This window comes from Streptomyces sp. NPDC089915 (assembly GCF_040684675.1).
Classification (GTDB): Bacteria; Actinomycetota; Actinomycetes; order Streptomycetales; family Streptomycetaceae; genus Streptomyces.
This window is the reverse complement of sequence record NZ_JBFBGN010000116.1, coordinates 1-23,164: the sequence shown is the minus strand read 5'-3', so window position 1 is coordinate 23,164 and position 23,164 is coordinate 1. Positions and strand designations below refer to the sequence as shown.

Annotated in this window: 23 protein-coding genes; 9 read left to right on the top strand and 14 right to left on the bottom strand. The window is 71.5% G+C overall.

Annotated elements, in window-relative coordinates; genetic code table 11:
- Positions 1–127: 127 nt before the first annotated feature.
- Positions 128–664 carry a TetR family transcriptional regulator gene (locus AB0O29_RS27060; protein WP_365156124.1) on the bottom strand — a complete coding sequence of 179 codons (537 nt, stop codon included), beginning with the start codon at positions 662–664 and terminating at the stop codon, positions 128–130.
- A complete protein-coding gene (locus AB0O29_RS27055; RefSeq protein ID WP_365156121.1) occupies positions 664–987 on the bottom strand; it encodes a multidrug efflux SMR transporter in 324 nt (107 codons plus the stop codon). Before AB0O29_RS27055 ends, AB0O29_RS27060 begins: the two co-directional genes overlap by 1 nt.
- A 107-nt stretch (positions 988–1,094) precedes the next feature.
- Between AB0O29_RS27055 and AB0O29_RS27050 the strand changes: the two genes are divergently transcribed.
- Complete coding sequence (locus tag AB0O29_RS27050) at positions 1,095–1,922, top strand: hypothetical protein (protein WP_365156118.1); 828 nt, start codon at positions 1,095–1,097, stop codon at positions 1,920–1,922.
- 10 nt (positions 1,923–1,932) lie between these two features.
- Here the strand turns inward: AB0O29_RS27050 and AB0O29_RS27045 are convergent, their stop codons facing one another.
- The 9 genes from AB0O29_RS27045 to AB0O29_RS27005 all read right to left on the bottom strand — a co-directional run bounded on the left by AB0O29_RS27045 (position 1,933) and on the right by AB0O29_RS27005 (position 10,057).
- Positions 1,933–3,240, bottom strand: coding sequence for a DUF3616 domain-containing protein (locus tag AB0O29_RS27045; RefSeq protein ID WP_365156132.1), 1,308 nt, complete (start codon positions 3,238–3,240; stop codon positions 1,933–1,935).
- A gap of 233 nt (positions 3,241–3,473) precedes the next feature.
- Positions 3,474–3,818 (bottom strand): metal-sulfur cluster assembly factor, encoded by a 345-nt coding sequence (locus AB0O29_RS27040; protein WP_007263433.1) that lies wholly within the window; start codon positions 3,816–3,818, stop codon positions 3,474–3,476.
- Positions 3,815–4,276 carry a Fe-S cluster assembly sulfur transfer protein SufU gene (sufU, locus tag AB0O29_RS27035; protein ID WP_365156114.1) on the bottom strand — a complete coding sequence of 154 codons (462 nt, stop codon included), beginning with the start codon at positions 4,274–4,276 and terminating at the stop codon, positions 3,815–3,817. Before sufU ends, AB0O29_RS27040 begins: the two co-directional genes overlap by 4 nt.
- Before the next feature lie 25 nt (positions 4,277–4,301).
- A complete protein-coding gene (locus AB0O29_RS27030) occupies positions 4,302–5,558 on the bottom strand; it encodes a cysteine desulfurase (protein WP_365156111.1) in 1,257 nt (418 codons plus the stop codon).
- Positions 5,555–6,319, bottom strand: coding sequence for a Fe-S cluster assembly ATPase SufC (gene sufC / locus AB0O29_RS27025; protein ID WP_365156108.1), 765 nt, complete (start codon positions 6,317–6,319; stop codon positions 5,555–5,557). Before sufC ends, AB0O29_RS27030 begins: the two co-directional genes overlap by 4 nt.
- A 7-nt stretch (positions 6,320–6,326) precedes the next feature.
- Positions 6,327–6,644, bottom strand: coding sequence for a bifunctional 3-phenylpropionate/cinnamic acid dioxygenase ferredoxin subunit (locus AB0O29_RS27020; protein WP_042820167.1), 318 nt, complete (start codon positions 6,642–6,644; stop codon positions 6,327–6,329).
- Positions 6,644–7,822 carry a Fe-S cluster assembly protein SufD gene (sufD, locus tag AB0O29_RS27015; RefSeq protein ID WP_365156105.1) on the bottom strand — a complete coding sequence of 393 codons (1,179 nt, stop codon included), beginning with the start codon at positions 7,820–7,822 and terminating at the stop codon, positions 6,644–6,646. Before sufD ends, AB0O29_RS27020 begins: the two co-directional genes overlap by 1 nt.
- Before the next feature lie 67 nt (positions 7,823–7,889).
- A complete protein-coding gene (gene sufB, locus AB0O29_RS27010) occupies positions 7,890–9,305 on the bottom strand; it encodes a Fe-S cluster assembly protein SufB (RefSeq protein WP_365156102.1) in 1,416 nt (471 codons plus the stop codon).
- Entirely contained in the window at positions 9,302–10,057 is a 756-nt protein-coding gene (locus AB0O29_RS27005) for an ArsR family transcriptional regulator (protein ID WP_365156099.1), read from the bottom strand. The genes sufB and AB0O29_RS27005 overlap by 4 nt, the downstream gene beginning before the upstream one ends.
- Before the next feature lie 356 nt (positions 10,058–10,413).
- Here AB0O29_RS27005 and AB0O29_RS27000 point away from each other — a divergent pair, with 356 nt between their 5' ends.
- The 4 genes from AB0O29_RS27000 to AB0O29_RS26985 all read left to right on the top strand — a co-directional run bounded on the left by AB0O29_RS27000 (position 10,414) and on the right by AB0O29_RS26985 (position 14,376).
- The gene (locus AB0O29_RS27000; RefSeq protein WP_365156096.1) at positions 10,414–11,340 is read left to right on the top strand and encodes an ABC transporter ATP-binding protein; all 927 of its coding nucleotides are present in this window, start codon (positions 10,414–10,416) and stop codon (positions 11,338–11,340) included.
- Positions 11,337–12,104 carry an ABC transporter permease gene (locus tag AB0O29_RS26995; RefSeq protein WP_365156093.1) on the top strand — a complete coding sequence of 256 codons (768 nt, stop codon included), beginning with the start codon at positions 11,337–11,339 and terminating at the stop codon, positions 12,102–12,104. Before AB0O29_RS27000 ends, AB0O29_RS26995 begins: the two co-directional genes overlap by 4 nt.
- A 141-nt stretch (positions 12,105–12,245) precedes the next feature.
- On the top strand, positions 12,246–13,382 hold the full coding sequence (locus AB0O29_RS26990) for a hypothetical protein (RefSeq protein ID WP_365156090.1): 1,137 nt from the start codon (positions 12,246–12,248) through the stop codon (positions 13,380–13,382).
- A gap of 4 nt (positions 13,383–13,386) precedes the next feature.
- Positions 13,387–14,376: a COX15/CtaA family protein gene (locus AB0O29_RS26985; RefSeq protein WP_365156087.1), complete on the top strand. Its 990-nt coding sequence runs from the start codon at positions 13,387–13,389 to the stop codon at positions 14,374–14,376.
- A gap of 10 nt (positions 14,377–14,386) precedes the next feature.
- Here AB0O29_RS26985 and AB0O29_RS26980 read toward each other — a convergent pair whose 3' ends face one another.
- The 3 genes from AB0O29_RS26980 to AB0O29_RS26970 all read right to left on the bottom strand — a co-directional run bounded on the left by AB0O29_RS26980 (position 14,387) and on the right by AB0O29_RS26970 (position 16,923).
- On the bottom strand, positions 14,387–15,481 hold the full coding sequence (locus AB0O29_RS26980; protein WP_365156084.1) for an amidohydrolase: 1,095 nt from the start codon (positions 15,479–15,481) through the stop codon (positions 14,387–14,389).
- A gap of 95 nt (positions 15,482–15,576) precedes the next feature.
- On the bottom strand, positions 15,577–15,936 hold the full coding sequence (locus AB0O29_RS26975) for a hypothetical protein (protein ID WP_365156081.1): 360 nt from the start codon (positions 15,934–15,936) through the stop codon (positions 15,577–15,579).
- A gap of 39 nt (positions 15,937–15,975) precedes the next feature.
- Positions 15,976–16,923, bottom strand: coding sequence for a heme o synthase (locus tag AB0O29_RS26970; protein WP_365156130.1), 948 nt, complete (start codon positions 16,921–16,923; stop codon positions 15,976–15,978).
- Between the two features lie 312 nt (positions 16,924–17,235).
- Here AB0O29_RS26970 and tkt point away from each other — a divergent pair, with 312 nt between their 5' ends.
- From tkt to opcA, 4 genes are read left to right on the top strand one after another with little or no spacing between them, the layout of a single operon-like run.
- Positions 17,236–19,323 (top strand): transketolase, encoded by a 2,088-nt coding sequence (gene tkt, locus AB0O29_RS26965; protein WP_365156079.1) that lies wholly within the window; start codon positions 17,236–17,238, stop codon positions 19,321–19,323.
- Between the two features lie 35 nt (positions 19,324–19,358).
- Positions 19,359–20,477: a transaldolase gene (gene tal, locus AB0O29_RS26960; RefSeq protein WP_365156076.1), complete on the top strand. Its 1,119-nt coding sequence runs from the start codon at positions 19,359–19,361 to the stop codon at positions 20,475–20,477.
- A gap of 2 nt (positions 20,478–20,479) precedes the next feature.
- Positions 20,480–22,009 (top strand): glucose-6-phosphate dehydrogenase, encoded by a 1,530-nt coding sequence (zwf, locus tag AB0O29_RS26955; protein WP_365156127.1) that lies wholly within the window; start codon positions 20,480–20,482, stop codon positions 22,007–22,009.
- Complete coding sequence (opcA, locus tag AB0O29_RS26950; protein ID WP_365156073.1) at positions 22,006–23,046, top strand: glucose-6-phosphate dehydrogenase assembly protein OpcA; 1,041 nt, start codon at positions 22,006–22,008, stop codon at positions 23,044–23,046. Before zwf ends, opcA begins: the two co-directional genes overlap by 4 nt.
- The last annotated feature ends 118 nt before the right edge of the window (positions 23,047–23,164 follow it).

The following is a 23,164-nucleotide window of genomic DNA, read 5'->3' as shown; positions in this document are numbered from 1 at the left end:
CGTGTGCTCTTCCGACCGGCGGGGGCCGCTGCGCGGGGCCGTCTCCCCGCCCCGCCCTTTCTCCGTTTCCCGGGGCTCCGCCCCGGACCCCGCGCCTCAAGCGCCGGCGGGGCTGGGGTTTCGCAGCCTAGGCGGGGCGGAGTACGCGGCTCAGGATCTCGCGGGCGTACGCGGCGTCGTACGGCGTGTCGGTCAGGAGGGTCTGGAGGGTGATGCCGTCCATCACCGCCACCAGCGCCCGGGCCGTCACCGGGTCGGTGTGGTCCGCCAGGGCCGCGGCCACGGCCTCGCCCCACTCGGCGGCGACCGGGCGCAGCGCGGGCCGGCGCAGGGCCGCCAGGTACAGCTCGTACTCCAGCTCCACCCGCCCCCGGTCGGCGGCCAGGAACTCCCCCAGCAGCCGGGCCAGCGCCCCCGCGAGGTCCTCCCCCGCGCGCGGCACCAGCGCGGGCGCGTACGCCTCGTTGGCCTGCCGCAGGGCCGCCACCAGCAGCTCGTCCAGGGTCGCGAAGTGGTACGTGGTCGAGCCCAGCGGTACGTCCGCCTCCGCCGCCACGCTGCGGTGGCTCAGCCCGGCGATCCCCTTGGCCCCGACCACCCGGATCGCGGCGTCGATGATCCGCTGCCGGCGCTCGGGGTCGTAACGGCGCACGGGGGCGGCCATCAGTGGGTCGCCCCGCCCACGTTGAGCAGGACCACCCCGGCGATGACCAGCGCGATTCCGGCGATCTTCGCGGCGGTGGCGGCCTCCCCCATGAAGACCATGCCGATCGCGGCGATGGCGGCGGTGCCGACCCCGGCCCAGATCGCGTACGCCGTGCCCACCGACATCGACTTGAGGGTCTGGGCGAGCAGCGTGAAGGCGATGACGTAGCCCAGCAGGGTGCCCAGCGAGGGCCACAGCCGGGTGAAGCCCTCGCTGTACTTCATGGCGGTGGTGCCCGCGACCTCGGAGGCTATGGCCAGGGCGAGCAGTACGTACGGCATGCGTACGAGTGTACGCATCGATGCGTACACATGTACACACGCAGACCCCGGGACACCGGCGCGCAACGGAGCTACGGTGTCCCCACTCAGGGGACAGGGGGCCGCTCATGGCGATGCATCATGGGACCCACCGGGGCGGCGGCCTGCTGCCCCCGCACCGGCCCGGGCCGGGGGTGGTGCCCCTGCGCCCGCTCGGCACCTCGGACATCCTCGGCGGCGCCCTCGCCGCCCTGCGCCGCTACGGCGGGCCGCTGTGCGGGGCGCTGCTGCTGGGCCAGCTGATGGCCGGGCTCCTGGTCACCGCCGCGGCCGGCGCGGCCACGCTGGCCTCGCTCAGCCCGAGGTCGGGCAGCCGGATCTTCGTCTGGACCCTGTTCCCGGCGGCGGGCCTGTTCCTGCTGTTCACCTGCGCCCTCGCGACCGCCCTGATCGCCGCCCTGCTGCGCCCGGCGGTGCTCGGCCGCCCCGTGAGCGCACCGGGGCTGCTGCTCGCCGCGCTGCCCCGCACCCCGGCGGTGCTCGGCGCCCAGCTGCTGGCCCTGCTGCTCGCGGCCGGGCCCCTCGCGGTCCTGCTCGCGCTGGGCGTGCCGCCCCTGGCCGTGCTGCCCCTCACCCCGGTCGCGCTCTGGCTCGGGGTGCTGTCCTCCCTGGCCCCGACCGCCGCCGGGTACGAACGGCTCGGCCCCGCGGCGGCCCTGCGGCGCTCGGCGCACCTGGTGCGCGGCGCGTGGTGGCGGGCCCTGGCCGTGACCGCCCCGGCGGTGGTGTTCACCGGGGCGGCCGGGTACGCGCTGCTGCTGTGGTTCGGGCTGCCGGGGGCCCTGTCGGCCCTGGTCCTGCTGCCGGCGTTCCCGCAGCTGCCGGCCGGCCTGCTCTACGTGGACCGGCGGATCCGCCGCGAACACCTCGCCGAGGCGCTCGCGACGGACGCCTGACCAGGAGTCCCTAGGACAGCGTGAACCAGGCCGTGCGGGACTTCTTGAACTCCGGGTGCGTGAGGTCCTTGGCCTCGACGCCGTCCCCGTAGAGGTCGGCCGAGCCGCTGTCGGTGATCAGCTGGACGCGCGCGCCCGGCACCGACAGGTCCGGGACCTCGACGATGGCCTCCCAGCCGCCCGGGTCGGTGGTCGGCAGGTCGGCCCGCTTGACCGGGGCGTGCCCGGCGACGCCGTCCCACTGGTAGAGGGCGTAGGGGTCGGAGTTGTCGTCGGCGGCCCAGGAGCCGGCCAGGATCAGGTACTGGTCCTGCGCGTTCTTGCGGATGTCGCGGACGGACAGCCCGCCCAGGTCCAGCTCGATCGCGGAACCGATGGCCGCCGAGGCGCCGTTGGAGAGCACCTTGTCGAAGTTGGTGACCGGCACCAGCAGCGCCTTGCCGCCCGGGACGGCCGGGGCCAGCGGGGCGCGGAAGCCCACGTAGGCGGTGGTGGTGGAGCCCGGGGCGAACTCCAGGCCCTCCACGTTGAACCCGTCGATCTGCTTGGGCGCCTGGCCCGCCGCCGTGCCCGCCGCGAAGCCGTAGTGGTTGCCGTGCGCCTGGTCCCAGGCGACGAGGTCCTCGCGCAGGTGCTTGTACGAGCGCCCGTACGCGAGCTGGGTGGCGGAGCCCGAGCCGCTGACGGTGGTGGTGAACACCGTGTTGCGGGGGGCCTTGTACTCGCCGTCCTTGTTGTTGCCGAGCGAGCCGGTCCAGTAGATGGTGTTGCCGATCCGGGTGGCGCCCTCGATGTCCACCTCCTTGGTGACCCCGAGCTGGGAGCTGAAGTCCCAGGTGCGCACGGGGGCGTCGGAGCGGGAACGGTCGTACAGGCGCAGCACGTTGTTCTCGTCGTCGGCGACCACGGTGAAGCCGCCGCCGACGTCCACGGCGGCCGAGGAGTCGGAGGCGCCGCTGAAGTAGCGGGCGTCGGCCGGGTTCTGCACGGCGGCGGAGGCGGCGTAGGAGAGGGTCTTGGTGGCGGTCTTGCCGCCGAGCCCGGTGACCTTGATCGTCAGGGTGGTGTAGCCGCGGCCGTGCGCGGTGACGGCCAGCTGCCGCACCGCCCCGGCGCCGGTGACCGTGACGTCGCCGGTGCCGGCGACGGAGGCCTTGCTGGAGGCGGAGGCGCTGACGGTCAGGGCGGACACGTCGGCACCGCTCTGCCCGACGGTGACGTTGACGGTCTGGTCGCCGACCCCGTTGACCGACCCCGACAGGTAGCCGGCGGACAGCGAGATGGTCGGGGTCCCGTAGGTGACCGCGTGCGCGGGCATGACCGTCGCGGCGACGATCAGTGCGGCGATTCCCGCGGTGCTCGCGATACCGAACTGCTTCTTCAAGGTGGCGTCCTCTCCCTCACGGCGGCGTCACACCGTGACGGCCGTCGAGAAGATTCGGCCACCATGGCCAACTCCCGGTGCACACCGGCCGTCCGCCGGAAGAACCCGCGAGAACGGGAAGGGCCCCCGGCACGACCGTGCCGGGGGCCCTTCCGCGACCACGTGGGTCAGACGTTGAAGCCGAGCGCGCGCAGCTGCTCACGGCCGTCGTCCGTGATCTTGTCCGGGCCCCACGGCGGCATCCAGACCCAGTTGATGCGGAGTTCGTTGACGATGCCCTCCGTCGCCGACTTCGCCTGGTCCTCGATGACGTCCGTCAGCGGGCAGGCCGCCGAGGTCAGGGTCATGTCGAGGGTGGCGATGTTCGCGTCGTCGATGTGGATGCCGTAGATCAGGCCCAGGTTGACGACGTCGATGCCCAGCTCGGGGTCGACCACGTCGTAGAGGGCCTCGCGGACCTCCTCCTCGGTGGCCGGCTTGATCGACGCCTCGGGCGTCGCGTTCTCGGTCATGCCGTCTTCCTCTCCGCGTCACCCAGTACCTGGGCCGTCGCGTCCTTCCAGGCCATCCAGCTCAGCAGAGCACACTTCACGCGAGCCGGGTACTTGGAGACGCCGACGAACGCGACCGCGTCCTCCAGCACCTCCTCCATGGCCTCGTCGGGCTCGATCTTGCCCTTGGACTGCATCATCTCCAGGAACACGCCCTGGATCTTCTGCGCCTCGGGCAGCTTCTTGCCGACCAGCAGCTCGTTCAGCACGGACGCGCTGGCCTGGCTGATGGAGCAGCCCTGGCCCTCGTAGGAGACGTCGGTGAGCGTCTCGCCGTCGTACTTCACGCGGAGCGTGATCTCGTCGCCGCACGTCGGGTTGACGTGGTGCACCTCGGCGTCGCCCTCGCGCAGGCCGCGCCCGTGCGGGTGCTTGTAGTGGTCCAGGATCAGTTCCTGGTACATCGAATCCAGCTTCACAGCGTCCTCGTCCTCATCGCCTTCGTCAGCCGAAGAAGTTCCGTACGTGCTCCAGCCCGTCGATCAGCGCGTCGACGTCGGCGGGAGAGGAGTACAGGTAGAAAGACGCCCGCGTGGTCGCGGGAATTCCGTAGCGCAGGCAGACCGGGCGCGCGCAGTGGTGTCCCACGCGGACCGCGATGCCCTGCTCGTCCAGCACCTGGCCCACGTCGTGCGGGTGGATGTCGCCGAGCGTGAACGAGATCGCCGCGCCGCGGTCCTCGGCCGTGGTGGGGCCGATGATCCGCAGGTCGGGCACCTCCTGGAGGCGCTTGACCGCGTACTCGGTGATCGCGTGCTCGTGTGCGGCGATCTTGTCCATGCCGATCGAGGTCAGGTAGTCCACGGCCGCGCCGAGGCCGACGGCCTGGGCGATCGGGGGCGTGCCCGCCTCGAACTTGTGGGGCGCCGGGGCGTAGGTCGAGGAGTGCATCGAGACGGTCTCGATCATCTCGCCGCCGCCGAGGAACGGGGGCAGGTCCTCCAGGAGCTCCTGGCGGCCCCACAGGACGCCGATGCCGGTCGGGCCGCACATCTTGTGGCCGGTGAAGGCCACGAAGTCGGCGCCGAGCGCCTGCACGTCCAGCGGCATGTGCGGAGCGGCCTGCGAGGCGTCGATCAGCACCAGCGCGCCGACCTCCTGCGCCCGGCGGACGATCGCCTCGACGGGGTTGACCGTGCCCAGGATGTTGGAGACCAGGGTGAAGGAGACGATCTTCGTCTTCTCCGTGATGACCTCTTCGATGTTGGACAGGTCGAGCCGGCCGTCGTCGGTGAGGCCGAACCACTTCAGCTTCGCGCCCGTGCGCTGCGCGAGCAGCTGCCACGGGACGATGTTGGAGTGGTGCTCCATCTCCGTGATGGCGATCTCGGTGTCGCGGTCGACCCGGTAGGGCTCGTCGGCCCAGCCGAGCATGTTCGCGACCAGGTTGAGCGACTCCGAGGCGTTCTTGGTGAAGATCACCTCGTCGCGGCTCGGCGCGTTGATGAAGGCGGCGACCTTGTCGCGGGCGCCCTCGTACAGTGCCGTGGCCTCCTCGGCGAGCACGTGCACGCCGCGGTGGACGTTGGCGTTGTGCCGTTCGTAGTAGGCGTTCAGCGCGTCGAGCACCTGGCGCGGCTTCTGCGAAGTCGCCGCGTTGTCCAGGTAAACGATCTTCTTCCCGTCGTGGACCACACGATCCAGCAGGGGGAAGTCCTTGCGGATCGCCTCGATGTCGAGGAGGCCGGGCAGCTGTGTCACGCGGTCGCGCCACCCTTCACGTACTTGTCGTAGCCCTCGTTCTCGAGCTGGTCGGCGAGCTCGGCGCCGCCGGACTCGGCGATGCGGCCGTTCGCGAACACGTGCACGAAGTCGGGCTTGATGTAGCGCAGGATGCGCGTGTAGTGGGTGATCAGCAGCGTGCCGACCTGGCCGCCCTCGCGGACGCGGTTGACGCCCTCGGAGACGATGCGCAGGGCGTCGACGTCCAGGCCGGAGTCGGTCTCGTCGAGAATCGCGATCTTCGGCTGGAGGAGCTCCAGCTGGAGGATCTCGTGGCGCTTCTTCTCACCGCCGGAGAAGCCCTCGTTGACGTTGCGCTCGGCGAAGGCCGGGTCCATCTGGAGCTGCTCCATGGCGGACTTGACCTCCTTCACCCAGGTGCGCAGCTTGGGGGCCTCGCCGCGGATGGCGGTGGCGGAGGTGCGCAGGAAGTTGGAGACCGAGACGCCGGGGACCTCGACCGGGTACTGCATGGCCAGGAAGACGCCGGCGCGGGCGCGCTCGTCGACGGACATCTCCAGGACGTCCTCGCCGTCGAGGGTCACGGTGCCACCGGTGATGGTGTACTTCGGGTGACCGGCGAGGGAGTACGCCAGGGTGGACTTGCCGGAGCCGTTGGGGCCCATGATGGCGTGCGTCTCACCCTGCTTGACCGTCAGGTCGACACCCTTGAGGATCTCGCGGGCGCCGTTCTCGGCCTCGACGGAGACGTGCAGGTCGTGGATTTCAAGCGTTGCCATGGGTACCTCAGGACTCCTGGGTGAGGGAGACGAGCACGTCGTCCCCTTCGATCTTTACGGGGTAAACGGGGACGGGGCGCGTCGCGGGCAGACCGGAGGGCTTGCCGGTGCGCAGGTCGAAGGCCGACCCGTGCAGCCAGCACTCGATCATGCAGTCCTCGACCTCACCCTCCGAGAGCGAGACGTTCGCGTGCGAGCAGATGTCGTTGATCGCGAACACCTCCCCCTCGGTGGAGACGATGGACACCGGCGTGCCGTCGAGTTCCACCCGCTTGGGGGTGTTCTCCTCCAGCTCGCTCAGCGCGCAGGCCTTGACGTACGTCATCAGACGGCCGCCGCCAGCTCGGCCTCGATCTTCGCGATGAGGCGCTCCTCGATGTCCTCGACGCCGATCTGCTGGACGAGCTCGGCGAAGAAGCCGCGCACGACCAGGCGGCGGGCCTCGTCGGCCGGGATGCCGCGGGCCTGGAGGTAGAAGAGCTGCTCGTCGTCGAAGCGGCCGGTGGCCGAGGCGTGGCCGGCGCCGACGATCTCGCCCGTCTCGATCTCCAGGTTCGGCACCGAGTCGACGCGCGCGCCGTCCGTCAGGACGAGGTTGCGGTTCATCTCGTAGGTGTCGGTGCCCTCGGCGGACTTCTCGATGAGGACGTCGCCGATCCAGACCGCGTGGGCGTCCTGGCCCTGGAGCGCGCCCTTGTAGACCACGTTGGACTTGCAGTGCGGGGCGTCGTGCGTGACGAGGAGGCGGTGCTCCTGGTGCTGGCCCGCGTCCGTGAAGTACAGGCCGAGCATCTCGGCCTCGCCGCCGGGGCCCGCGTAGGTGACGCGCGGGTGCAGGCGGACGAGGTCGCCGCCGAAGGTCACGACGACGGACTTGAAGCTCGCGTCACGGCCGATGAGGGCGTTGTGCTGCGAGGTGTGGACCGCGGTGTCGTCCCAGTCCTGGACGGACACGAAGGTCACCTTGGCGCCGTCGCCGACGAGGATGTCGACGTTGGCGGCGCGCACGCCGTCACCGGTGTGGTCGATCACGATGATCGCCTCGGCGAACGGCTTGATGTCGAAGACGGTGTGCCCGAAGGTCGTGCCGCCCTCGCCGTGCAGGGCGACCCGGATGGGTTCGGCGAGCACGGTCTCCTTGGGCACGGTGACGACCGTGGCCTTGGCGAAGGAGGAGAAGGCCTGCGCCGAGACCCGGTCGACCGGCGTTCCGGCCTTGCCGATCCGCTCGTCGTCGCGCTCTACGGACTCGACCGTCACGCCCTCGGGGGCGTCGATCTGGGCCTTCATGGTGCCGTCGGCGACCGCGGTGCCGTCGTGCAGGCCCTTGAGGCGGGCGAGCGGGGTGAACCGCCACTCCTCCTCGCGGCCGTGCGGAACCGGGAAGTCGGCCACGTCGAAGGACGGGGGCGCGCTCATCCGGGTGGCGACGGTGGACTCGGCGGCCACCGCGATCGCGCCGGCGGTGGTGGAGCCCGCCGGAATGTTCTGAGCCTCAGCCATGGCTGTCGTTCTGCTCTCTTCCTACGTCAAAGAATGTGCTGCGGGTGGACGGGTCGGACGGCCGGTACTAGCCGACCGAACCCTCCATCTGCAGCTCGATCAGCCGGTTCAGCTCCAGCGCGTACTCCATCGGCAGCTCCTTGGCGATCGGCTCGACGAAGCCGCGCACGATCATGGCCATGGCCTCGAACTCGGTGAGGCCGCGCTGCATGAGGTAGAAGAGCTGGTCGTCGGAGACCTTGGAGACGGTGGCCTCGTGGCCCATCGTCACGTCGTCCTCGCGGACGTCGACGTAGGGGTAGGTGTCCGAGCGGGAGATGGTGTCGACCAGGAGCGCGTCGCAGAGCACGTTGGACTTGGAGCCCGAGGCGCCCTCGCCGATCTCGACCAGGCCGCGGTAGGAGGTGCGGCCGCCGCCGCGCGCCACCGACTTGGAGACGATGTTCGAGGAGGTGTTCGGCGCCATGTGGACCATCTTGGAGCCGGCGTCCTGGTGCTGGCCCTCGCCCGCGAAGGCGATGGACAGGGTCTCGCCCTTGGCGTGCTCGCCCATCAGGTAGACGGCCGGGTACTTCATGGTGACCTTGGAACCGATGTTGCCGTCGATCCACTCCATGGTCGCGCCCTCGTACGCCACGGCGCGCTTGGTGACCAGGTTGTAGACGTTGTTCGACCAGTTCTGGATGGTCGTGTAGCGGCAGCGGCCGCCCTTCTTCACGATGATCTCGACCACGGCGCTGTGCAGCGAGTCCGAGGAGTAGATCGGGGCGGTGCAGCCCTCGACGTAGTGGACGTAGGCGTCCTCGTCGACGATGATCAGCGTCCGCTCGAACTGGCCCATGTTCTCCGTGTTGATGCGGAAGTAGGCCTGGAGCGGGATGTCCACGTGGACACCCTTGGGGACGTAGATGAAGGAGCCGCCCGACCACACGGCGGTGTTCAGCGAGGCGAACTTGTTGTCGCCGACCGGGATGACCGTGCCGAAGTACTCCTGGAAGAGCTCCGGGTGCTCCTTGAGCGCGGTGTCCGTGTCGAGGAAGATGACGCCCTGCTCCTCCAGGTCCTCGCGGATCTGGTGGTAGACGACCTCGGACTCGTACTGGGCCGCGACACCGGCGACGAGGCGCTGCTTCTCCGCCTCCGGGATGCCGAGCTTGTCGTACGTGTTCTTGATGTCCTCGGGCAGTTCCTCCCACGAAGCGGCCTGCTTCTCGGTGGAACGCACGAAGTACTTGATGTTGTCGAAGTCGATGCCCGAGAGGTCGGAACCCCAGTTCGGCATGGGCTTCTTGTCGAACAGCTTGAGGCCCTTGAGGCGGAGGTTCAGCATCCACTCCGGCTCGGACTTCTTCGCCGAGATGTCGCGGACGACGTCCTCGGACAGACCCCGCTTGGCGGCGGCGCCGGCCGCGTCGGAGTCGGCCCAGCCGTACTCGTAGTTGCCCAGACCCTCGAGCTCAGGGTGAGCAGTCTCCGTGGTCATGCGGGGTTCCTCCCGGCCGTACTTGCAGATGCTGATGTGTCGTGCTGTGCCGCGCTTCGCGGAATGAACGTGGTGCACACCCCGTCGCCGTGGGCGATCGTGGCGAGCCGCTGCACATGCGTCCCGAGCAGGCGGGAGAAGACCTCGGTCTCCGCCTCGCAGAGCTGCGGGAACTGCTCGGCGACGTGTGCGACCGGGCAGTGGTGCTGACAGAGCTGTTCACCGCTGTGCGGACCGGGAGCGCTCTTCGCCGTAGCAGCGTACCCGTCCACGGTCAACGCCTTGGCGAGGGCCTCGGTGCGGTCCGCGGGTGCGGCCGCCTCGACGGCGTCCCGGTAGGTCTCCGCCTGGGACTCCATCCTCGCCCGGGCGAAGGCGGCCACGGCCGCCTCGCCCCGCTCCCCGCCGCCGACGGACTGCGCGATCCAGCGCAGGGCGTCCGCGGCGAGCGTGTCGTAGGACTGGTCGAAGGCGTCGCGCCCGCAGTCGGTGAGCGCGAAGACCTTGGCCGGCCGGCCCCGGGTGCGTGCGCCGTACACACGCTGCTCACGGGGTGCGACCACGTCGTCGGCGACGAGCGTGTCGAGGTGGCGGCGGACGGCGGCCTGGGTGAGGCCGAGACGCTGCGCGAGGTCGGCGACGGTGGAGGGACCGTGGTCCAGGATGGACCTCGCGACCCGGTTGCGGGTTGACCGCTCGCCGGTCGCGAGTTCCCCCTGGGGGGCCTCACTCGTCCGTTCGCCGTATTTCACAACGCCATTGTTGCGTAATTACCGGAGCCCCGACAAGCCGTGACCGACGCCACTGCTGGTGTCCTCCATCACTAAGGGTTACCTAATTTGTCGACGGAGAGTTATTCGGCGGGGGACATTCCGTTTATCGCCGGACCCGTGCGGCGCCTGCCCGCAAGGCCTCCCACCAGCGCGCCTCCAGCGGTTCTCCGGCCCCGGCGGGTAAAGCCGGATTCCGCGAAAAGATCACCGAAAGCGTCCGGCCGTCCGGGGGCGCCGCGCGGAAAACCCGTTCCGAAATGACCCGCCCGGCCCCCGCCCGGCGGCGCCACCCCAGGGCCCGGGCCCCCTTCCGCGGCTCCGTAGACTCGTTGCCCATGAGCAACGACCCCGCCGTGGAGATCCGCGGACTGGTGAAGCGGTACGGATCGAAGACGGCGGTCGACGGCCTGGACCTGACCGTCCCCGCGGCCGCGGTCACCGCGGTCCTGGGCCCCAACGGAGCGGGCAAGACCACCACGATCGAGACCTGCGAGGGCTACCGCCGCCCCGACGCCGGCACCGTCCGCGTCCTGGGCCTGGACCCGGCCGCCGACGCCGGGGCCCTGCGCGCCCGCGTCGGGGTGATGCTCCAGTCCGGCGGGATCTACTCCGGCGCCCGCGCCGTGGAGATGCTGCGCCACATGGCGGCGCTGTACGCCGACCCGCTGGACGTCGACGCCCTGGTCGAGCGCCTCGGCCTCGGCGGCTGCGGCCGCACCCCCTACCGCCGGCTCTCCGGCGGCCAGCAGCAGCGCCTCTCCCTGGCCATGGCCGTCGTCGGCCGCCCCGAGCTGGTCTTCCTGGACGAGCCCACCGCCGGCCTCGACCCGCAGGCCCGCCGCGCGACCTGGGACCTCGTACGGGAACTGCGCGCCGACGGGGTCTCCGTAGTCCTCACCACCCACCACATGGACGAGGCCGAGCAGCTCGCCGACGAGGTCGCCATCGTGGACTCGGGCAAGGTCATCGTCCACGGCAGCCCCGAGCAGCTGTGCCGCGGCGGCGCCGAGAACACCCTGCGCTTCTCCGGCCGCCCCGCCCTCGACCTCGCCTCCCTCCTCAAGGCCCTGCCCGACGGCACCGAGGCCGCCGAGCTCACCCCCGGCTCCTACCGGGTCACCGGCGACGTGGACCCCCAGCTGCTGGCCACCGTCACCTCCTGGTGCGCCCAGCACGGGGTGATGCCCAGCAGCCTCACGGTGGAGCGGCACACCCTCGAAGACGTCTTCCTCGAACTGACCGGTAAGGAGCTGCGCGCATGAGCGCCGGCACGTTCACCCCCCGGCCCGGGGCCGCGCCCGTCTCCCGGATGATCCGGGCGCAGACCGCGCTGGAGACCCGGATGCTGCTGCGCAACGGGGAGCAGCTGCTGCTGACGGTGATCATCCCGGCGCTGCTGCTGACCCTGTTCTCCCTCGTCGACGTCGTCGACACGGGGGCGGGGAGGTCCGTGGACTTCCTGGCCCCGGGCGTCCTGGCGCTCGCCGTGATGTCCACGGCCTTCACCGGCCAGGCCATCGCCACCGGCTTCGACCGCCGCTACGGGGTGCTGAAGCGGCTCGGGGCCTCCCCGCTGCCCCGCTGGGCGCTGATGACCTCCAAGACCCTGTCGGTGCTGGTCACCGAGGTGCTCCAGGTCGCCCTGCTGACGGTGATCGCCCTCGCGCTGGGCTGGTCCCCGCACGGGAACCCGCTCTCGGTCGCCGCGCTGCTCCTGCTCGGCACCGCCGCCTTCTCCGGGCTCGGCCTGCTGATGGCGGGCACCCTCAAGGCCGAGGTGACCCTGGCCGCCGCCAACCTGGTGTTCCTGCTGCTGCTGGTCTGCGGCGGGGTGATCGTGCCGCTGGAGAAGTTCCCCGGCGCGGTGCGGGACGTCCTCGGGCTGCTGCCGGTCTCGGCGCTCTCCGACGGGCTGCGCGAGGTGCTCCAGCACGGCGCCGCGCTGCCCTGGGGCGACGCCGCGGTACTGGCCGGCTGGGCGGTCCTTGGGCTCGGCGCGGCCGCGAAGTGGTTCCGCTGGGAGTAGGGCGGCGCGGCCTCGACGTGACGCGGCTCTCCGCCCGGCCCGCCCGCCGGCGGGAGTGAATCGCGGCCGCCGGACGTTGGGCGGGCTGGAGGCCGACCACCTCCACGGACAGCTGATCGGCGACGCCGGGGGACGACGGGCATGGGGCAGCGAGAGGCCGCACTGCGGCTGGACGGGCAGTGGGCGCGGATCCGGTCCGGGGCCGCCGAGGCGGAGCCCGGCGAGGCCGACCGGCTCCTCGCCGAACTGATCGGGGCGCTGCGCGAGCCCGCCCGGACCGATCCCGAGTGCGCGGCCCGGCTGGGGCTGCGGCTCGGCGACCTCGCCGCGCGCCGGTTCGCCGCCGCGGACCGCGCGGGGGCGCTGGCCGCCATCGAGGAGGGCCTGCGCCACGCGCAGCAGGCCGCCGGGCACTCCCCCGAGTACGCCCGCTGGTACGCCCGGGGCCTGATCAACCAGGGGGTCTGGCTGGCCTGGCCGCTGAGCGACGCCGCCCGGCTGCCCCGGCACCCGCTCGGCGAGGGCGCCGAGGAGGGCCCCGGCGCCATGGAGCGGGCGGCCGGCGAGCGGGCCCGCGACCTGACCCGGGCCGCCGTCGAGGTGTGGGCCGGGCTCGACCAGGACGACCCCGTCAACCGGCGCGGGCTCGCGCAGGCCAAGGTGTTCCTCGGGGACCGCCTCGCGGAGCTGGGCTTCGCCGCCGACGCCTTCGCCTGGGCGGTGGACGCCGAGGGCGGGTTCCGGCGGCTGCTGCTCGCCTCCCCCGGGCCCGAGGAGGCCCAGGAGGCGGAGGAGGCCCTGGACCACATCGGCCGCCAGCTGGAGCTGCGGCTGCGCTACCTGTCCTTCGACTCCCTGGCCGGACTGCGCGCGGACGGGCTGCTGCCCGAGCGGCTGCTGCCGCAGGCGGTGGTGGCCGCCCGGATCCAGGGCGTGCCCGAGGAGGCGGTCGCCGCCCGGCTGGGGCTGGAGGCCGAGCAGGTCGCCACCATGCTGGAGGTCACCCCCTGGCGCGCCGTGTGGCGCGTGGAGGTGCGCGGCGCCGACGGGCTGTGGGCCGTGCGGCCCGCCCCCTGGCAGGGCTCCGCGGAGGTGCGGCAGCGGACGGCCGAGGACGTGGGCGCGGAGGTGGTGCGGGGGTTCATGGAGTCCCCGCAGTACCCCGGGGACGCCGCCCTGTGGCGGGTGCGGCTGTGGTGGCACGAGGAGGGTGACCCGGCCGGGGCCCGGTTCCGCCTGGTCGTCGGGCCCGACGCACCCGCACCCACCCCCTCGTGAAAGTTTGCACAAAGCGGCGCATACGATAGGCGCCGTGTTGAACCCATTCGCATACCTCGCCGCCCGCTGGACCCCGTCACCCCGGATCGTCCAGCGTGCCGCCGCCATCGCGGTCCTGATGAGCGTCGTCATCGTCGTCACCGGCGGCGCGGTGCGGCTGACCGGTTCCGGTCTCGGCTGCGACACCTGGCCCAAGTGCACGGACGACAGCCTGATCGTGACCGAGGCGCAGGGCTTCCACGGTGCCGTCGAGTTCGGCAACCGGATGCTCACGTACGTGCTCTGCGCGGCGGTCGGCGGCGTGATCCTCGCGGCCCGCTCCGCCAAGCCGTGGCGGCGCTCCCTGACGAAGCTGGGCTGGACCCAGTTCGGCCTCGTGATGGGCAACGCCGTCCTCGGCGGCATCACCGTGCTGACGGGCCTGAACCCGTACAGCGTGGCGGGGCACTTCCTGCTGGCCACGACCCTGCTCGCGGTCACGACGATCACCTGGCAGCGCACCCGCGAGGGTGACGGCGCCCCCCGGCCGCGCGTGCCGGGCCCGGTGCGCAAGCTCTCGTGGGCGCTGATCGCCACCACCCTGGTGCTGATCGCGGCGGGCACCGTGGTGACCGGCTCCGGTCCGCACGCCGGTGACAAGAGCGAGATCAAGCGGATGCCGTTCGACTGGGCGACCACCGCCCACGTCCACGCGATCGCCGCCTGGCTGGTGTGCGCGCTGGGCGTCGCGATGTGGCTGGTGCTGCGGGTGGTCGACGCCCCCGCCGACACCCGGGCGCGCGCCCGCGACCTGCTGGTCGTGCTGCTCGCCCAGGGCGCCATCGGCTACGTGCAGTTCTTCACCTCGCTGCCCGAGGTGCTGGTCGCCGTCCACATGCTCGGCTCCTGCCTGGTGTGGATCTCCGTCCTGCGCGTGGCCCTGAGCCTGCGCGAGCGCTCCGCCGAACCGGCCGCCGCCCCGGCCCGCGACGAGGCCGAGCTCTCGGCGGTCTAGGGCTCCCCCTCTAACCCCCCTCGTCGAGCCGGTACACGCGGCGGGCGTTGCCCGCCGCGAGCATCGCCGCGACGCGGTCCGCGTCCCGCCACGACCAGGCCCCGTCCGCCACCCAGCCGCTCAGGACCCGGCCCAGCGCCTCGCGGAACACCAGGGCGCCGGTCGCGTGCAGCTCGGGCAGGCCTCGGCCGCCGCTGGAGAACAGCAGCTTCCCGAAGGGCGCGAGCTCCAGCAGTTCGGCCAGGACGGCGGCGGCCCGCGCCCCCGTCCGCGCCAGGGCCGGCCCGAGGTCGGCGTGGACGTGCGGGTGATCCGCCGCGAGCCGTGCCGCGTGCCGGTGGTGCGGGTACCCGCCGAGCAGGACGAGCCGTGTGCCGAGCCCCGCCGTGGCGCGGGCGAAGGCGGCCAGCGGCCCCGGCTCGGCCGTACCGGTGTGCAGCTGGAGCGGCAGTCCCGACAGCACGGCCGTCCACAGCAGGTGCCGCAGGAGCACGGGGTCCCGTAGCGGCCCTCCCGGGGCCCGCCCGGCCAGCCACCGCCCGGCCGCCCCGCGCACCTCGCCCGGGCCGGGCGGGTGCGGGGCGCCGGCCAGGGCGTCCGCGTACCCGGCGCGGGGCCCGCAGCCGAAGGCGACGGCCCCGGAGCCGGCGTGGTGCACGGCTCCGGCGAGCTCGGCGAGGAAGTCGGCGACGCTCCCGCAGGCGTCGGCGGCCCGCTCGGCCAGGGACTCCAGCCGGACCACCTCGAAGGCCTCCGCGTCCCCGGCGAGGGCCAGCTCCTTGGGCCCGGTGAGTTCCCCGAGGGCTCCCGTGTCGACGAGGTAGGCGCCCACCCCGGAGCCCCGCAGCAGCCGCCGCGCGCTCTCCGCGGCCCCGAGCTCGCGCCGCCGGGCCAGATAGCGGGCGGGCGCGCAGTGCGGCTCCAGGCCGAGCAGGGGCGGGCACCAGCGGCGCACGGCGAAGCCGGTCTGGGTGTCGAAGAAGGTGGTGCCGGCGGCGGGCGGGCCGGCCGAGTGGACCAGCTGGGCCTCGAAGGTGGCGAGCCCCAGCTCCGTACGGAGCACTCCGTGGCAGTGCTGGTCCACCAGGGGCGGCGTTTCGATCATCCGGGCATCCCGTTGCGGACGTGAGGAAGCGTCTTCCACACGTCCTAACGGGTGAGCGGGGTGTGAAGTATTGCCCCGGTCGTTGACCGGCCGGTTCAGGCGGCCGGGTTGGCCGGTCCGCCCACCTGGATCCCGGCCATCCGGGTCCACTCGTACGGGCCGGTCCTCACGCGCGCGGCGAGCTCCCCGTCGAAGTCCTCGTGGAGGGTCAGCCCGGCCTTCTCGGCGGCGAGCTGCGCCACGGCGTACGTCGGGGCGACGAGGTCGCCCCAGCCGCCGTCGGTGCCCACGAGGACGATCCGGGTGCCGGCCTGGCCGATGTGGGCGAGCTGGCCCTCGGCGCCGCCGTGCTGCTTGGCGAACGCGCCGATCTGCCGGGCCAGCTTCGCCGCCGTGCGGCCGTGCTTCTTGTCCGCGGCCTCTGCGGTCTGTGCGGTGTCTGCGGTCTCTGCCATGGACGGCATGCTACCGGCGGGTAACCAACGGAGGAAGGGTCAGCGGAGGAAGGGATCCACGGCCACGGCCACGAAGAGCAGCGACACGTAGGTGATCGACCAGTGGAACAGCCGCATCTCCTTGAGCTTCGCGCCCGTGACCCCGGCCTTGGCCCGCGCGTTCAGCGCGTGCGCCTCCCACAGCCACCAGCCGCCCGCCAGCAGCGCGACGGAGGTGTAGAACCAGCCGGTGTAGCCCAGCGGGGTCAGCAGCAGCGAGACGGCGACCATCACCCAGCTGTAGATGACGATCTGACGCGCCACGGCCTTGTTGCCCGCCACGACCGGCAGCATCGGCACGCCGACCCGCGCGTAGTCGTCCTTCACCTTCATGGACAGCGGCCAGTAGTGCGGCGGCGTCCAGAAGAAGATGACGAGGAAGAGGATGACGGCGGCCCAGGAGACCTCGTTGCGCACCGCCGACCAGCCGATGAGCACCGGCATGCAGCCGGCGATCCCGCCCCAGACGATGTTCTGCGCGGTCCGCCGCTTCAGCAGCATCGTGTAGACGACCACGTAGAAGAGGAGCGCGCCGAGGGCGAGCGCCGCCGACAGCCAGTTGACGAGCAGGCCGAAGAACAGGGTCGACACGACCCCGAGCGTGATGCCGAAGACGAGGCACTCGCGCGGACTGACCATGCCGGTCACCAGCGGCCGCTGCGACGTACGGTCCATCAGGGCGTCGATGTCGCGGTCGATGTACATGTTCAGCGCGTTGGCGCCGCCCGCCGACAGGTAGCCGCCGAAGCAGGTGGCGAGCACCAGCCACAACGACGGCACGCCCTGCTGGGCCAGGAACATCACCGGCACTGTGGTGATCAGCAGAAGTTCGATGATCCGCGGCTTGGTCAAAGCCACGAAAGCCATGGCCCGGGCCCCGAACGGCCGGTGACCGGGGCTCGTCCCGAGCACCCCCGCTGGACGGGATTCGACGGCCGTCACGCACACCCCTGAGAGAGAATCCAGCAAGCTTCCGAAGCGATGCCTCCAGTAAATGAAGGCTCGGTAAAGGCTTGCGCGTACCACGCCACTGTAGACGTAGCTCTTGCCCCGCCCTGCGCGGGGGTCGCCTCGTGTTGGGCCGATCGGACCGACGGCAAGATCATCGACCACGGATCCCAGGTGAACGGCGGACACCGGGAGGGCGACGCACTGCCTGCACTCGAATAGCCGCACGCGCTGGCGGGGGTAGGCTCGGAATCGCCCCGGTGTCACCGTTCGTCACCGGGAAAACAACATGTGGAGAGGAGCCCTGACCCGGTGAGCACCAAGCCGACCACCCCAGAGCTCGAGTGGACCGAACTGGACCAGCGGGCCGTCGACACCGCCCGCATCCTGGCCGCCGACGCGGTCCAGAAGGTCGGGAACGGACACCCCGGTACGGCGATGAGCCTGGCCCCCGCCGCGTACACGCTTTTCCAGAAGGTCATGCGGCACGACCCTGCGGACCCGCAGTGGGTCGGCCGTGACCGTTTCGTGCTCTCCGCAGGGCACTCGTCCCTGACCCTCTACACCCAGCTCTACCTCGGCGGGTTCGGCCTGGAGCTGGAGGACCTCGAGTCCTTCCGCACCTGGGGCTCCAAGACCCCCGGCCACCCCGAGTACGGCCACACCGCCGGCGTCGAGACCACCACCGGCCCGCTGGGCCAGGGCATCGCGAACGCGGTGGGCATGGCCATGGCCGCCCGCTACGAGCGCGGCCTGTTCGATCCGGAGGCCGCCACCGGCACCTCCCCGTTCGACCACATGATCTACGCGATCGCGGGCGACGGCTGCCTCCAGGAGGGCATCTCCCACGAGGCGTCCGCGCTGGCCGGCCACCAGAAGCTCGGCAACCTGGTGCTGCTGTGGGACGACAACCACATCTCCATCGAGGGTGACACGGAGACGGCCGTCTCCGAGGACACCATGAAGCGCTACGAGGCGTACGGCTGGCACGTCCAGCGCGTCGAGCAGCAGGCCAACGGCGACCTCGACCCCAAGGCCCTGTACGCCGCCCTCCAGGCCGCCAAGGCCGAGACCGGCCGCCCCTCCTTCATCGCGGCCCGCTCGATCATCGCCTGGCCCGCGCCGCACGCCCAGAACACCGAGGCCGCGCACGGCTCGGCCCTCGGCAACGACGAGGTCGCCGCGACCAAGCGCGTGCTCGGCTTCGACCCGGAGAAGACCTTCGAGGTCTCCGACGAGGTCATCGCCCACACCCGCGGCCTGGTGGACCGGGGCCGCGACGCCCGCGCCGCCTGGGAGAAGGACTTCTCCGCCTGGCGCACCGCCAACCCGGAGCGCGCCGCCTCCTTCGACCGCATCGAGGCCAACGAGCTGCCCGAGGGCTGGGAGGACGAGCTCCCCGTCTTCGAGACCGGCAAGGGTGTCGCCACCCGCGCGGCCTCCGGCAAGGTCCTGGAGGCGCTCGGCGCCGTCATCCCGGAGCTGTGGGGCGGCTCGGCCGACCTGGCCGGCTCCAACAACACCACCATCGACAAGAACTCCTCGTTCCTGCCGGTGGGCAACCCGCTGCCGGAGGCCGACCCGTACGGCCGCACCATCCACTACGGCATCCGCGAGCACTCCATGGCCGCGGCCATGAACGGCATCGCGCTGCACGGCCACACCCGCATCTACGGCGGCACCTTCCTGGTGTTCTCCGACTACATGCGCAACGCCGTCCGCCTGTCCTCCCTGATGCACCTGCCGGTGACGTACGTGTGGACGCACGACTCCATCGGCCTCGGCGAGGACGGCCCGACCCACCAGCCGGTCGAGCACGTCGCCTCGCTGCGCGCCATCCCGGGCCTGAACGTGATCCGCCCGGCCGACGCCAACGAGACCGCCATCGCCTGGCGCGAGGTCCTGCGCCGACACACCAAGGTGTTCGGCAAGGGCGCCCCGCACGGCCTGGCCCTCACCCGCCAGGGCGTGCCGACCTACGAGCGCAACGAGGACGCGGCCAAGGGCGGCTACGTGCTGTTCGAGGCCGAGGGCGGTCCCGCCCAGGTCGTCCTGATCGGCACCGGCTCCGAGGTCCAGCTCGCCGTCGCCGCCCGCGAGGCGCTCCAGGCCGAGGGCGTGCCCGCCCGGGTCGTCTCGATGCCCTGCGTCGAGTGGTTCGAGGAGCAGTCCCAGGAGTACAAGGACTCCGTGCTGCCGCCTTCCGTCAAGGCGCGAGTCGCGGTCGAGGCCGGCATCGGCCTGACCTGGCACCGTTACGTCGGGGACGCGGGCCGGATCGTCTCGCTGGAGCACTTCGGTGCCTCGGCGGACGGCGCCGTGCTGTTCCGCGAGTTCGGCCTCACCGCCGAAGCCGTGACCGCAGCCGCCAAGGACTCCCTCGCCGCCGCTGCGCGCTGACCCGGTACAAAGAACCAGTAGGAGATGCAATTCCGATGACAGACGCACTCAAGCGCCTCTCCGACGAGGGCGTGGCGATCTGGCTGGACGACCTGTCCCGCAAGCGCATCACGTCCGGCAACCTCGCCGAGCTGATCGACCAGCAGCACGTGGTCGGTGTCACCACCAACCCGTCGATCTTCCAGAAGGCCATCAGCAGCGGTGACGGCTACGAGCAGCAGCTCGCCGACCTCGCCGCCCGCAAGGTCACCGTCGACGAGGCCATCCGCATGATCACCACGGCGGACGTCCGCGACGCCGCCGACATCCTGCGCCCGGTCTTCGACTCCACCGAGGGCCAGGACGGCCGCGTGTCGATCGAGGTCGACCCGCGCCTGGCGCACGAGACCACGGCGACCATCGCCGAGGCCAAGCAGCTCGCCTGGCTGGTGGACCGCCCCAACACGCTCATCAAGATCCCGGCGACCAAGGCCGGCCTGCCGGCGATCACCGAGGTCATCGGCCGGGGCATCAGCGTCAACGTGACGCTGATCTTCTCGCTGGAGCGCTACCGCGAGGTCATGGACGCCTACCTCGCGGGCCTGGAGAAGGCGAAGGCCGCCGGCCTGGACCTCTCCGAGATCCACTCGGTCGCCTCCTTCTTCGTGTCCCGCGTGGACACCGAGATCGACAAGCGCCTGGACTCCGTCGGCACCGACGAGGCCAAGGCCCTGAAGGGCAAGGCGGCCCTCGCCAACGCCCGTCTGGCCTACGAGGCCTACGAGGAGGTCTTCTCCTCCGAGCGCTGGGCGGCCCTGGACCGGGCGCACGCCAACAAGCAGCGCCCGCTGTGGGCCTCCACCGGCGTCAAGGACCCGGCGTACAAGGACACCCTGTACGTGGTGGACCTGGTCGCCCCCGGCACCGTCAACACGATGCCCGAGGCGACCCTGGAGGCCACCGCCGACCACGGCGAGGTCACCGGCGACACCATCCGCGGCACGTACGAGCAGGCGCGCGCCGAGCTCGACGCGGTCGCGAAGCTGGGCATCTCGTACGACGATGTGGTGCAGCTGCTCGAGGACGAGGGCGTCGAGAAGTTCGAGGCTGCCTGGAACGACCTGCTGAAGTCGACCGAGGCGGAGCTGAAGCGCCTTACCCCCGCGGAGGACTGAGTATTTTGTCGGTGAACGGAGCGAACCCGCTTCGTGACGCACAGGACCGGCGGCTCCCGCGCATCGCGGGACCGTCCGGCCTGGTGATTTTCGGCGTTACGGGTGACCTGTCGCGCAAGAAGCTCATGCCCGCCGTCTACGACCTCGCCAACCGCGGCCTGCTGCCCCCGGGCTTCTCGCTGATCGGCTTCGCCCGCCGCGAGTGGCAGGACGAGGACTTCGCCCAGGAGGTGTACGAGGCCGTCAAGGAGCACTCGCGCACCCCCTTCCGGGAGGAGGTCTGGCAGCAGCTCGTCCAGGGCTGCCGGTTCGTCCAGGGCGAGTTCGACGACGACGCGGCCTTCGAGACCCTCAAGCAGACCATCGACGAGCTCGACAAGGCCCAGGGGACGGGAGGCAACTTCGCCTTCTACCTCTCGGTGCCCCCGAAGTTCTTCCCCAAGGTGGTCCAGCAGCTCAAGAACCACGGTCTGGCCCAGAAGGAGGGCTCCTGGCGGCGCGCCGTCATCGAGAAGCCCTTCGGCCACGACCTCAAGAGCGCGGAAGAGCTCAACCAGGTCGTCCACGAGGTCTTCCCCCGGGACGAGGTCTTCCGGATCGACCACTACCTCGGCAAGGAGACCGTCCAGAACATCCTGGCGCTCCGCTTCGCCAACACCATGTTCGAGCCGATCTGGAACCGGTCGTACGTCGACCACGTGCAGATCACCATGGCGGAGGACATCGGCATCGGCGGCCGGGCCGGCTACTACGACGGCATCGGCGCCGCCCGTGACGTCATCCAGAACCACCTGCTCCAGCTGCTGGCGCTGACGGCGATGGAGGAGCCCGGCTCCTTCCACCCCAAGGCCCTGGTGGCGGAGAAGCTGAAGGTGCTCAGCGCCGTCGAGGTACCCGAGGACCTGGGCAAGCACACCGTGCGCGGCCAGTACTCGGCGGCCTGGCAGGGCGGCGAGAAGGTCAAGGGGTACCTGGAGGAGGACGGGATCAACCCGAACTCCAAGACCGACACCTACGCGGCCATCCGCCTGGAGATCAACAACCGCCGCTGGGCGGGCGTCCCGTTCTACCTGCGCACGGGCAAGCGCCTGGGCCGCCGGGTGACCGAGATCGCGGTGGTCTTCAAGCGGGCGCCGTACCTGCCGTTCGAATCGGGCGCGACCGAGGAGCTGGGGCAGAACGCCCTGGTCATCCGGGTCCAGCCGGACGAGGGCGTGACGGTCCGCTTCGGCTCCAAGGTGCCCGGCACCTCCATGGAGGTCCGGGACGTCACGATGGACTTCGCCTACGGCGAGTCCTTCACCGAGTCCAGCCCCGAGGCCTACGAGCGGCTCATCCTCGACGTCCTCCTCGGCGACGCGAACCTCTTCCCGCGCCACCAGGAAGTCGAGCTGTCCTGGAACATCCTCGACCCGATCGAGGAGTACTGGGACAAGCACGGCAAGCCCGCGCAGTACCCGGCGGGCACGTGGGGGCCGGTCGAGGCGGACGAGATGCTCGCACGAGACGGACGGAGCTGGCGCCGGCCATGAAGATCGACCTCACGGAGACCACCTCCAGCAAGATCAACGCCGCGTTGGTGCAGGCGCGCCGGGACATCGGCACGCCGGCCATCGGCATGGTCCTCACGCTGGTGATCGTGACCGATGAAGAGAACGCGTACGACGCGCTCAAGTCGGCGAACGACGCGTCCCACGAACACCCTTCGCGGATCGTCGTCGTGGTCAAGCGGGTCAGCCGTTCCCCGCGAAGCCGCCGCGAGGCCCGGCTCGACGCGGAGATCCGCGTCGGCGCGGACTCCGGTACCGGCGAAACCGTCGTACTGCGCCTGCACGGCGAACTGGTCGACCACGCCCAGTCGGTCGTGCTGCCCCTGCTGCTGCCCGACGCCCCCGTGGTGGTCTGGTGGCCGGAGGGCGCTCCGGCGGACCTGGCGGGCGACCCGCTGGGCGCGCTGGGGCAGCGCCGGATCACGGACACGTACTCCTCCGAGCACCCGATCAACGCGCTCGGTGCCCGGGCGGAGGCGTACGCCCCGGGCGACACGGACCTGTCCTGGACCCGGATCACCCCGTGGCGCTCGATGCTGGCCGCCGCGCTCGACCAGGTGACGCTGTCGCCGGTCGTCTCGGCGACCGTCGAGGGCGAGGACGAGAACCCCAGCTGCGAGCTGCTGGCCATGTGGCTGGCGGACCGTCTCGGGGTTCCGGTCAACCGGACCCTGTCAGGGGGGCCGGGGCTGACCGCCGTGCGCATGGAGACCAAGGACGGCTCGATCGTCCTGGACCGCGCGGACGGCTCGCTGGCCACGCTGTGCATGCCGGGGCAGCCCGACCGTGCGGTGGCGCTGAAGCGGCGTGACACGGCCGAGCTGCTGGCGGAGGAGCTCCGCCGGCTGGACCCGGACAACACGTACGAGGCGTCCCTGAAGTTCGGCGTCTCCCGGCTGTCGGCGGTCGCTCCGGCGGCGCCGGTGGCCGAGGCGGAGGCCGCTGAGGCGGAGGCTCCGGCGGAGAAGCCGGCCGCCGCCAAGCCGGCGCGCGCGTCGAAGCGGGCCTCGGCGAAGTAGCCGGCCCGCCGGGGGGCGGGGCGGGGGACATCTCCCCGCCCCGCCCTTCGCCCGTTCCCCGGGGCTCCGCCCCGGACCCCGCGCCTCAATCGCCGGCGGGGCTGGATTTCGCGCAGCG

Bases quoted from the DNA above. Each gene is read 5' to 3' on its own strand.
- AB0O29_RS27060 (WP_365156124.1), bottom strand. From the start codon at position 664: ATGGCCGCCCCCGTGCGCCGTTACGACCCCGAGCGCCGGCAGCGGATC.
- AB0O29_RS27055 (WP_365156121.1), bottom strand. From the start codon at position 987: ATGCCGTACGTACTGCTCGCCCTGGCCATAGCCTCCGAGGTCGCGGGC.
- AB0O29_RS27050 (WP_365156118.1), top strand. From the start codon at position 1,095: ATGGCGATGCATCATGGGACCCACCGGGGCGGCGGCCTGCTGCCCCCG.
- AB0O29_RS27045 (WP_365156132.1), bottom strand. From the start codon at position 3,240: ATGCCCGCGCACGCGGTCACCTACGGGACCCCGACCATCTCGCTGTCC.
- AB0O29_RS27040 (WP_007263433.1), bottom strand. From the start codon at position 3,818: ATGACCGAGAACGCGACGCCCGAGGCGTCGATCAAGCCGGCCACCGAG.
- sufC (WP_365156108.1), bottom strand. From the start codon at position 6,319: ATGGCAACGCTTGAAATCCACGACCTGCACGTCTCCGTCGAGGCCGAG.
- AB0O29_RS27020 (WP_042820167.1), bottom strand. From the start codon at position 6,644: ATGACGTACGTCAAGGCCTGCGCGCTGAGCGAGCTGGAGGAGAACACC.
- sufD (WP_365156105.1), bottom strand. From the start codon at position 7,822: ATGGCTGAGGCTCAGAACATTCCGGCGGGCTCCACCACCGCCGGCGCG.
- sufB (WP_365156102.1), bottom strand. From the start codon at position 9,305: ATGACCACGGAGACTGCTCACCCTGAGCTCGAGGGTCTGGGCAACTAC.
- AB0O29_RS27000 (WP_365156096.1), top strand. From the start codon at position 10,414: ATGAGCAACGACCCCGCCGTGGAGATCCGCGGACTGGTGAAGCGGTAC.
- AB0O29_RS26995 (WP_365156093.1), top strand. From the start codon at position 11,337: ATGAGCGCCGGCACGTTCACCCCCCGGCCCGGGGCCGCGCCCGTCTCC.
- AB0O29_RS26990 (WP_365156090.1), top strand. From the start codon at position 12,246: ATGGGGCAGCGAGAGGCCGCACTGCGGCTGGACGGGCAGTGGGCGCGG.
- AB0O29_RS26980 (WP_365156084.1), bottom strand. From the start codon at position 15,481: ATGATCGAAACGCCGCCCCTGGTGGACCAGCACTGCCACGGAGTGCTC.
- AB0O29_RS26975 (WP_365156081.1), bottom strand. From the start codon at position 15,936: ATGGCAGAGACCGCAGACACCGCACAGACCGCAGAGGCCGCGGACAAG.
- tal (WP_365156076.1), top strand. From the start codon at position 19,359: ATGACAGACGCACTCAAGCGCCTCTCCGACGAGGGCGTGGCGATCTGG.
- opcA (WP_365156073.1), top strand. From the start codon at position 22,006: ATGAAGATCGACCTCACGGAGACCACCTCCAGCAAGATCAACGCCGCG.